General features: G+C 29.2%; 10 protein-coding genes. 1 reads left to right on the top strand and 9 read right to left on the bottom strand.

Going from position 1 to position 9,410, the window contains the following annotated elements:
• Positions 1-37: 37 nt before the first annotated feature.
• The 9 genes from ssb to KKE07_00715 form a co-directional block, all read right to left on the bottom strand.
• Positions 38-562, bottom strand: a complete 525-nt coding sequence (gene ssb / locus KKE07_00755; GenBank protein ID MBU4269392.1) for a single-stranded DNA-binding protein — start codon at positions 560-562, stop codon at positions 38-40.
• 88 nt (positions 563-650) lie between these two features.
• The gene (gene lpxB, locus KKE07_00750) at positions 651-1,757 is read right to left on the bottom strand and encodes a lipid-A-disaccharide synthase (protein ID MBU4269391.1); all 1,107 of its coding nucleotides are present in this window, start codon (positions 1,755-1,757) and stop codon (positions 651-653) included.
• A 5-nt stretch (positions 1,758-1,762) separates the two neighbouring features.
• Positions 1,763-2,179, bottom strand: coding sequence for a hypothetical protein (locus KKE07_00745; GenBank protein MBU4269390.1), 417 nt, complete (start codon positions 2,177-2,179; stop codon positions 1,763-1,765).
• Positions 2,180-2,187: 8 nt separating this feature from the next.
• On the bottom strand, positions 2,188-3,165 hold the full coding sequence (locus KKE07_00740) for a CDP-alcohol phosphatidyltransferase family protein (protein MBU4269389.1): 978 nt from the start codon (positions 3,163-3,165) through the stop codon (positions 2,188-2,190).
• A 170-nt stretch (positions 3,166-3,335) separates the two neighbouring features.
• Positions 3,336-4,193, bottom strand: coding sequence for a zinc metalloprotease HtpX (locus KKE07_00735; protein MBU4269388.1), 858 nt, complete (start codon positions 4,191-4,193; stop codon positions 3,336-3,338).
• 16 nt (positions 4,194-4,209) lie between these two features.
• Positions 4,210-4,668, bottom strand: coding sequence for a MerR family transcriptional regulator (locus KKE07_00730; protein ID MBU4269387.1), 459 nt, complete (start codon positions 4,666-4,668; stop codon positions 4,210-4,212).
• Between the two features lie 10 nt (positions 4,669-4,678).
• On the bottom strand, positions 4,679-6,511 hold the full coding sequence (lepA, locus tag KKE07_00725; protein MBU4269386.1) for a translation elongation factor 4: 1,833 nt from the start codon (positions 6,509-6,511) through the stop codon (positions 4,679-4,681).
• Between the two features lie 2 nt (positions 6,512-6,513).
• The gene (locus KKE07_00720) at positions 6,514-6,891 is read right to left on the bottom strand and encodes a CrcB family protein (GenBank protein ID MBU4269385.1); all 378 of its coding nucleotides are present in this window, start codon (positions 6,889-6,891) and stop codon (positions 6,514-6,516) included.
• A 7-nt stretch (positions 6,892-6,898) separates the two neighbouring features.
• Positions 6,899-8,614 (bottom strand): arginine--tRNA ligase, encoded by a 1,716-nt coding sequence (locus KKE07_00715; protein ID MBU4269384.1) that lies wholly within the window; start codon positions 8,612-8,614, stop codon positions 6,899-6,901.
• A gap of 120 nt (positions 8,615-8,734) precedes the next feature.
• Here KKE07_00715 and KKE07_00710 point away from each other — a divergent pair.
• Positions 8,735-9,410, top strand: a 676-nt coding sequence (locus KKE07_00710) for a hypothetical protein (protein MBU4269383.1), incomplete at its 3' end; no start/stop codon positions are given.

Below are 9,410 nucleotides of genomic sequence, written 5' to 3'. Positions count from 1 at the left end.
TTTGACTAAACTTTACAACTTGAATATTCAAATTTAATTAAAATGGTAAATCGTCTTCAAATGGCTCTTCATCTTTAAGTTTAACTTCACCTGTTGATTCAGAATCTTCTATAGTTTTAGATTTTCTTTTAGAAGGCTTCTCTTCAGATGAAGATTTTGCATGTCTTTCTGTTATTTCTTCTAATTGATTGGCTGTAGCAACAACTTCTTCAGTTGAAACTCCTGCCTGATTTGCGCCTAAAAATGTAACTCTGTCGGCAACGATTCCATGCTTACTTCTTTTTTGGCCATCATTATCTGTCCATGAATCAAGTTTTAATCTACCTTCAACCAAAACTAAGCTACCCTTTTTTAAATATTGGTTTGAACTTTCAGCCTGAGGTCCCCAAACATCAACATCAACAAAACAAACTTCCTGAATCATCGAACCGGTTTGTTTATTTTTAAATTGTCTGTTTGACGCAAGACCAAGTCTGCAAACAGCCTGACCGGAAGTTAACTGTTTGTATTCCGGATCTCTTGTTAAATTCCCCATCATTATTACGCGATTATAACTTGCCATAAATTTTCCTTATAATTAATCAAATTAGATAATACAAAAATTAGTTGTAGATTTTAACAGCCAAAAATTTTTTTTACAAACATTTATTTTAACAACATTCATGTTGACATAAATTTTTTTTAATTTTTTCTAAATCTTTTTTTATTTCAAAATAATAATCTTGTTTATTTATAAAAGAATTATAAAGCTTATCAACTTCATTTACTATTAAATTTTCTTTACAATCACCTTGTATAAATTCTTTAAAAACAATTTTTTTTGAAAATAAATTAGGTAGTCCCATGCATTTTATATTTACAACTAACTTGGCAATCCAATATGTAAGCCATGAAGTTTTGTAAATTATAATTGATGGTACGCCAAGTAAAGCTAACTCCAATGAAACCGTTCCTGGTTTTGTAATTGCCAAAATAGATTGTTTTAATTCTCGTTTTTTTTCTTCTTCATCCAAAACAAAAACTATATTTTGCATATAATTTTCTAAATTATATTTATTCAACTCTGTTGTTACAAAGTTTACGTCTAGAGACTTGGCAACAGGAAATATTATTCTAATATCAGGATATTTTGCCAGTATTTTTTTGATTACCCATGATAAAACCGGCATCAATTTTACAATCTCTTGTTTTCTTGATCCCGGCAATATTGCGATTTGATTTTTAACTTCTAAATCAGAATAAATAAAAGCTTTTAAATTTTCACATAATGGGTTACCCAAAAATTGGGCATTAAGACCTCTGGTTTTGTACCAATCAACTTCGAATGGGTACATCACAATTAAATTATCGCAATATTTTTTCAATTTTTTAATTCTATATTCACCCCAAATCCAAACTTGCGGTGGCGATACATAAGTAATTTTTATTTTTTTATTTTTTTTCTTTATTGCTTTTGCAAGCATTAAATTAAATCCGGGAAAATCTACAAGAATTAATTCGTCAAAGTTATTTTCTAAAATATAATTAGTTATTTTTTTTAAGTAACTAAAAATAAATTTAAGTCTTCCCAAAATTTCTACAACGCCGGCAATATTTAATTTATTAAAATCGTCATAAATTATAGCGCCGGCTTGTTGTAAATTTTGTCCACCAACGGCATAAGCCACAATCTCTTCTTTTTCTTTTATTTTATTTAAATACCACCCTGCTGTAATATCGCCGGAAAGTTCTCCGGTAACTATAAATATTTTTTTCATGTTAATTATAATTCTTCCACGCTAGTAGTTTTGCACATTTGTTTTTTTTCTTCTTCAGAATATTCAAGCTCTTTTTTTGCCCCATCAGGTATCTCTTTTAATTCTTTATCTTTATATTTATTTTTTACTAAAATTTTTTTAGTTTCATCCTTTTCATATAGCACAAACCTATTTTCATCGACAATTTTTAATAAATAAGAGACAACCAAAAGAGATCCTAAAGTTATTTTTTTATTTTCTAAAAAAAATTCTTTTGGCCTTTCATATAAATAAAATATTAAATTTTCAAAAATAGTTTTATCTTTTTCAGTTAAAATATCTAAATTTATATGCTGATCTAAATCTAACTGTCCAATTTCAGCCGATAAATTTAATTTAAAAATTAAAACTAAAATAAAAATAAATTTAAAAATTTTATTCATATTATTTTTTAACTCTTTAAGCAAAAATCTTTATTTAAATCTTCTTTTATCTTATTTATAGCATCAAGCTGCGTTTTTAGTTTTATATTAATATTTTGCGCAAGATCTAAACTTGTTCTTAACTGTCCCCTACTTGCCTTTTTGAAGGGTTTATCATTATCAATAATCCCTTCAACGTTTGAAAACATATTTTTTTGAATATCTGCAATTTGAATTTGTAAATCACCAATAATTTTATTAATTTCACCTATTTTTTTATTTAATTCAGACAAATTATTTAAATTTTCTTTTATACTTAACCCTATATCTTCTTTAATTTCAGCTTTTGATGAATTTTTACTATTTTTTGTTTCTGTTATTACAAAATTATCTGCAAATAAATTTAAATTCATAAAAAATAAAACAAATAAAAATAAATATTTAAAACCTATTTTCACATATTGTAAAAAAGCTACAACAGAAAAAATTGTAATTAAAATTAATAAGATATAATAAGTTTTTGCAGGAGCCCAGCCCATAAAACTGCATATAAAAATCCATGAAATAAATAAACACTGAAAAAGTGTTGTTGCTTTACCCCAAATTGTTGGCTGTACTCTAAATTTTATATTTTTATTCATAAGAAAAAATGATCCTAACAATATCGCAAATTCTCGGATCAAAAGTAAAAAAATAAACCAACGTGGAATAATATATAAAGGTGAATTCAAAAAAGCCAACGATGTAAAAACAGAAATTAACAATAACTTATCTGCTATTGGATCTAAAAGCTTTCCTAGATAAGTTTCCTGATTTAAAAATCTAGCCAAAAATCCGTCAAACAAATCGGTTAATGCTGAAATTGCAAATAAAACAAATGCTTTTGTCCATTCCATTTTATATATATTAATTACTATAAATGGCGTTAACAATATTCGGCCAATGGTTAAAAAATTAGAAACAGTCCACCAATTTTTATCTTTAAAAATGTTTTTAAATCTATTCATAAATGTCCAATTTTTAAAAAAATTTAAATTAAATTCATATTTATTATAGTACAAAAATATAGCCTTTGGGTCTAATAATTAAGATAATTTTATAGAAAATATATTTAAAATTTTTTACATTACAAAACTTAGTAAAAATAAAAAAGCCCCGATTAATTCGGGGCATAAAATTATTTTATCATAGCTCTTAATTTTGCAATTCTTTTTTCCATTGGTGGGTGTGTTGAAAAAAGTGCAAATAAATTACTACCGCTAAATGGATATACTATAAAAAGTGATGCCGTGCTGGCTTGAGCATTAGAAATAGGCTCAATCATTCTTTTTGTCGCACTATTTTGTAATTTTTCCAAAGCTGATGCCAAGGCCAATGGATCATAAGAAATTTTAGCCCCGGTTTCATCTGCAAGATATTCTCGGGATCTTGAAATTGCCAATTGAATCAATGTCGCTGCAATCGGCATAAGTATTGCAACAAATATTGCGCTTATTCCGGAACCACGATCTCTTGAATCTCGACTACTTGAAAAAATAAAACTCCAACGAAGCATATCTGCCAAATAAGCGACCGCCATTGCAATAGTAGCAGCAATAGTTGCAATTAAAATATCCCTATTTTTTATATGTGATAATTCATGAGCTAAAACACCTCTTAACTCATGTTCTTCTAAAATTTCCAATATACCTTTAGTAACTGCAACTGAAGCATTTTCCGGATTTCTTCCAGTTGCAAAAGCATTAGCCATGGAACTATCAATATAAAAAAGTTTAGGCATTGGAATTTTAGCATTTATTGAAAGCTCATGAACTATATCATAAATATTTTTATATTTATTTTCATCCAACGGAACAGCTCTATATAATTTTAAAACAATTTTGTCTGAAAAAAAATATGTAATAAAATTTATTAATAAAGAAAATACAAATGCAAAAATTAAACCGTTTCGACCACCAATCCAAACGCTAATTAAAAATAAAATCGCACTCAATGATGCTAAAAATATAACTGTTTTCAATTGATTCCAAAACATATAAAACTCCTAAAGTCTAATCTTTATCTTCGTATTCAATTTCCCAATCATTAAACTCTTTTGAATCATGTTCATCGCTATCAGTAGCTTTATCGTCATCACAACCGCATTCTTTTTTCATATCCAAAAGTATTTTTCCGTCTTTATCCATTTCACTTTTTATCTGATTCTTTTCTACATCAAGCTGTACTTGAGCTGTTTCAAAAAGCTTATTCATCTCTTCTTGCATCTTTTTCATTTTGCCCTGAAGTTTTAATATCATTTGAACTCCTGCAATATTCACGCCCATTTTGTGTGTAAGATTTATAACATGTTCCAATCTATCTACATCTTCTTCAGAAAAAAGTCGTGTATTTCCTTCTGTTCTTTTAGGACAAATAAGACCTTCTTTTTCGTACATTCTTATCGTTTGTTGATGAACCGCAAACATTTTTGACACTACCGAAATAGAATAAAAACCCTTACGCCTTTTCATACAGCAAACCTCACTCTTCTGTTTTTAAAATAGTTAAAAAAGCTTCTTGCGGAAGCTCAACATTACCTACCTGTTTCATTTTTTTCTTACCCTCTTTTTGCTTTTCCAAAAGCTTGCGCTTTCTTGTTATATCACCGCCATAACATTTTGCTATAACATTTTTTCTTAATGCTGAAACAGACTCTCTAGCTATAATTTTAGCACCTATTGCCGCCTGAATTGCAACTTCAAACATTTGTCTTGGGATTACGGATCTTAATTTTTGTGTTAGCTGACGGCCCAAATAATAAGCTTTATCTTCATGCACAACTACAGACAATGCATCAACAGGTTTACCATTTAAAAGCACATTCATTTTTACCAAATTTGCTTCCTGAAATCCGGCAGGCTCATAGTCAAAGCTTGCATATCCGGATGAATATGTTTTTAATTTATCATAAAAATCTATAATAATTTCATTTAACGGCATTTTATATTTTAATATAATTCTATTTTCATCCAAATAAGTCATATCAGTTTGTTCACCTCTACGCTCTTGGCATAGTTGCAAAATAGGACCTAAATATTCTTTTGGGGTGATAATTGTGGCATTTATCATAGGCTCATAGATGATATCTATTTTGGAAGTTTCTGGAAAATCTGAAGCTCGTTCTATTGAAAATTCAGATCCATCAGTTTGTTTAATTCTATACAACACAGTAGGTGAAGTTGCTATAATTGTAAGCCCATATTCTTGTTCTAATCTTTGCTTAAATACATCCATATGTAAAAGCCCTAAAAAGCCACATCGAAATCCAAGACCAAGAGCCACAGAACTCTCTTTTTCTACATGTACGCTCGGATCATTTAATGTTAATTTTTCAATAGCATCACGAACATCTTCATAATCTGAATTATCAACCGGGTAAATACCGGCAAAAACCATAGGCTTTGCAGGTTTAAAACCGGGCAACGCTACAACAGGTTTTTTAGTATGATAAAAAGTATCGCCAACTCGAGCTTCTTTCACTGTCTTCATACCGGAAATTAAAAAACCAACCTGACCGGTAAATAAATTTCCGGTAACGGTTGGCTCCGGATACATTAATCCAATATCTAAAACTTCATATTCAAGACCCGAGTGCGCAGATACAATCTTGTCACCCTTTGATATTGATCCATCTATAACTTCAATTAAGCAAATCACACCACGATATTCATCATACCAGGAGTCAAACAATAAACATTTTAGCGGATTGTCTTCGTTTCCCTTTGGTGCAGGAATACGTTTTACAATTTCAGTAAAAAGATCTTTAACACCAACACCTGTTTTTGCCGAAATACGTAAAACTTCCGATTTATCTATATCAAAAGCAGTTTTTAATTCACGTTCAACAACTTCGGGCTGAGCATTAATCATATCTATTTTATTCATAACGGGAATAATTGTTAAATCTTGCTCAAATGCAAGATAAAAATTTGCCATAGTTTGAGCTTGAACTCCCTGCGCCGCATCTACCAACAATAATGCTCCCTGGCAAGCATACAAAGATCTTGAAACCTCATAGTTAAAATCAACATGGCCCGGAGTATCAATCAAATTTAATAAATAAGTTTGCCCTTCATATTCATAAAAAAGTGATGCCGTTTGAGCTTTTACAGTTATACCTCGTTCTTTTTCAACTTGAAGCTTATCCAAAAATTGTTCATTTTTATTTCTATCGGAAATCGTTCCAGCAAGTTCTAACATACGATCTGCAAGTGTAGATTTGCCATGGTCAATATGAGCAATAATAGAAAAATTTCTAATATGCGTTTGTTTAAAATTTTTTAAATCTATATTTTTTAAATCTTTATAAGCCATAATTAACTTTTTATAAAAAACATTAACTGTTTAACCAAAAATATACCCACCAATGTTGCTACAACAGCACCAATATTACCTATAATTATATACCAAATTCCTGTTTTGTATTCACCAGCCAAAAACATTTTTACAGCCTCTAGCGAATAAGTACTAAATGTGGTAAATGCACCTAAAAAACCAACCATTATTAAATTCTGAATAGTTGCATGAAAATTTAAAGCTTTAAAAAATTGAAAAAAACATCCGGCTAAAAAAGAACCCAAATAATTTATAAGCAATATATTAAAAGACATTGATAAAGCAATATTATGAGCCATAAAACTTCTTAATAAAGTTCCAAATATTCCACCAATTGCTATAAATAAAATCTTTAACATAACCCCCCTACATATGCTCCGGCTTTTCAACACCAAGCAAATCAAGCCCACAGACAAAAACCATATTTACTAAGTTTAATGTAAACATTCTTGCCTTACTTAAATTTATATTTTCTTTATCTATAACTTTATTACCGGAATAATATGCATGAAAAATATTTGCCAACTCAACCATATAATAAGACAATAAATGTGTTTGATATGTTTTTTCTATTGAAATTAATATTTCGCCAAAAGCCAAAAGCTTCTTTATCACATCAAGCTCTTGTTGGCATAAACTATTCAAACAAATATCTACTTCATTTTTAGATAACTTGTTATTTATTAAATTGTTTACAAAATCTTTAAATTCCAATTCAAGTTCGGCTTTTTTTAATATCGAATTAATTCGCACATATGCATATTGAATATAAAAAACAGGATTTTCATCTGTTTTTTTTAATGCAACGGCCAAATCAAACTCCAAGTGTGCTTCAGCTTTTCTGTGTAAATAAAAAAATCTGGCTACGTCTTTTCCAACCGTATCTATTATCTCTCTTAAAGTTGTAAATTTACCGGCACGTTTTGACATACGCTCAACTTGTCCTGCATTTTTAATGCTTACAAGCTGATACAGAACAACATCAAGATTATTTGAATCAAAACCCAGTGCATCAACAGTAGCTTTAAGTCTATTTACATAACCATGGTGATCTTGACCTAAAATATCTATCAATTTATCAAAATCACGTTCAAATTTATTTTTATGATAAGCTATATCTGCAGCAATATATGTAAGTTCTCCGGTGCTTTTTCGAACAACCCTATCTTTGTCGTCGCCAAAAGTTGAAGATCTGAACCACAAAGCACCTTCATTTTCATAGACAAGATCTTTTTCTTTTAACTCCAAAATAACTTTTTCAACCTGGCCGGAATCATGTAAAGTACGTTCCGAAAACCATTTATCAAATTCTATGCCATAATCTTTTAAATCTTGTTTTTGCAAATCAAGCATAATTTCTTTTGCATAGTCAGAAAAAAACTTATCATCTTTATCTAATAACTTTTGACCAAACTCTTTCACGGCAAGTTTAGCCAAATCAATCATATATTCGCCTTTGTAACCATCTTCAGGTAATTCTACAACCAACCCTAGCTCTTGTTGGCACCTAATTTTTAAAGACTCTCCCAATTTTTGAATTTGGTTACCGGCATCATTTATATAAAATTCTTTTTGAGCATTATGTCCTAAAAAATTTAAAACTCTGGCTAATGTATCACCGATTATTCCGCCACGACCATGTCCAAGATGTAATGGTCCGGTCGGATTGGCACTAACAAATTCAATTAAATATTTTACTTTAGATTGATCATTGTCCTGTTTAAAAAAGTTTTCTTTAGATTCAAAAAATTGTTTTACTATTTCATGCCAAGCCTTGCTTGTAAATGTTAAATTCAAAAAACCAGGACCGGCTATTTCTATTTTCTCAATATAATCTTTAAATGATTTATCAAATAAACTTGAATTAAAAGCATTAACAATTTTTAAAGCTATCTCTTTTGGATTAAGCTGCAACTTGCCGGCCAAAACAAGTGCAAAATTACAACTTAAATCTCCAAAATTTTGTCTATTTTTATCTACATTTAAAGTAAACTGCACCGAATCAAAATCTAAACTTTTTTCAGGAAATAGATTTGAAATAGCGTTAAAAAATTCTTTTTTTATTTTCTTGACTAAATTCATACATTAATGCCTTATAATTAAAACAATTAAGTGAGAACCAATCTATATTTTAGCAATTAAATAAAAGTTTAAAAGCAACTGTAAATAAAATTAAGATTTAATCGAAAAAAAGGAGCCGGTTTGAAGTATTTTTTAAGAAATAATATTTTTTTTATTTCAGTTTTATATTTTTTATTCTTAATAATATTTACAAGTAAAAATTTATTATTTTCCGGCACTTTAAAATTTCATAGCCCAAATTCCAGCATTGTGTTGGAATATCCATTAACAAAAGTTGCAATTGTTCCAAATACAATTCAAGGTTGGCCCGGAAGATCCATTTACGGAACAAGTGGAAAGGTTGTAAATATAAAAACTGCTAGTGGTTTTGTTGGGAACACACTTCTTGAAGATGAAGCCCCTACGGAATTGGTAACCAGCAACTCTAATGCTATAGTTTCTATAGACCGCGAACTTAGTTATGTAAGTAACGCCACTATAAATAATAATAACTTAATTAGATATAACAGTTCTGCTTTACTCACAGGCATCAATAACAACAGTAACGCAATATTGTCTTTAGATAAAAAACTTAGTTATGTAAGCAACGCTACAATTCAAAATGATAAACAAATATCTTGGAATTCAAGTGCTATAATTCAATGCAATAATAAAGTAACAAATAATAGTAATGCAATAGTTAAATTAGATAATGATCTTGGTTATATAAGTAACGCTACTATAAATAATAATAACTTAATCAGCTACAACAGCTCTGCTTTAATTACAGGTATCAATAATAACAGTAACGCAATAT

The sequence above is a fragment of the Candidatus Dependentiae bacterium genome, assembly GCA_018897535.1.
Lineage (GTDB): Bacteria > Babelota > Babeliae > Babelales > UASB340 > UASB340.
This window is presented reverse-complemented; position numbering and strand designations above follow the sequence as displayed.

Excerpts from the sequence above, each read along its gene's own strand:
- KKE07_00715 (MBU4269384.1), bottom strand. The coding sequence starts at position 8,614 with ATGAATTTAGTCAAGAAAATAAAAAAAGAATTTTTTAACGCTATTTCA.
- KKE07_00730 (MBU4269387.1), bottom strand. The coding sequence starts at position 4,668 with ATGAAAAGGCGTAAGGGTTTTTATTCTATTTCGGTAGTGTCAAAAATG.
- KKE07_00720 (MBU4269385.1), bottom strand. The coding sequence starts at position 6,891 with ATGTTAAAGATTTTATTTATAGCAATTGGTGGAATATTTGGAACTTTA.
- KKE07_00745 (MBU4269390.1), bottom strand. The coding sequence starts at position 2,179 with ATGAATAAAATTTTTAAATTTATTTTTATTTTAGTTTTAATTTTTAAA.
- lpxB (MBU4269391.1), bottom strand. The coding sequence starts at position 1,757 with ATGAAAAAAATATTTATAGTTACCGGAGAACTTTCCGGCGATATTACA.
- KKE07_00735 (MBU4269388.1), bottom strand. The coding sequence starts at position 4,193 with ATGTTTTGGAATCAATTGAAAACAGTTATATTTTTAGCATCATTGAGT.
- ssb (MBU4269392.1), bottom strand. The coding sequence starts at position 562 with ATGGCAAGTTATAATCGCGTAATAATGATGGGGAATTTAACAAGAGAT.
- lepA (MBU4269386.1), bottom strand. The coding sequence starts at position 6,511 with ATGGCTTATAAAGATTTAAAAAATATAGATTTAAAAAATTTTAAACAA.
- KKE07_00740 (MBU4269389.1), bottom strand. The coding sequence starts at position 3,165 with ATGAATAGATTTAAAAACATTTTTAAAGATAAAAATTGGTGGACTGTT.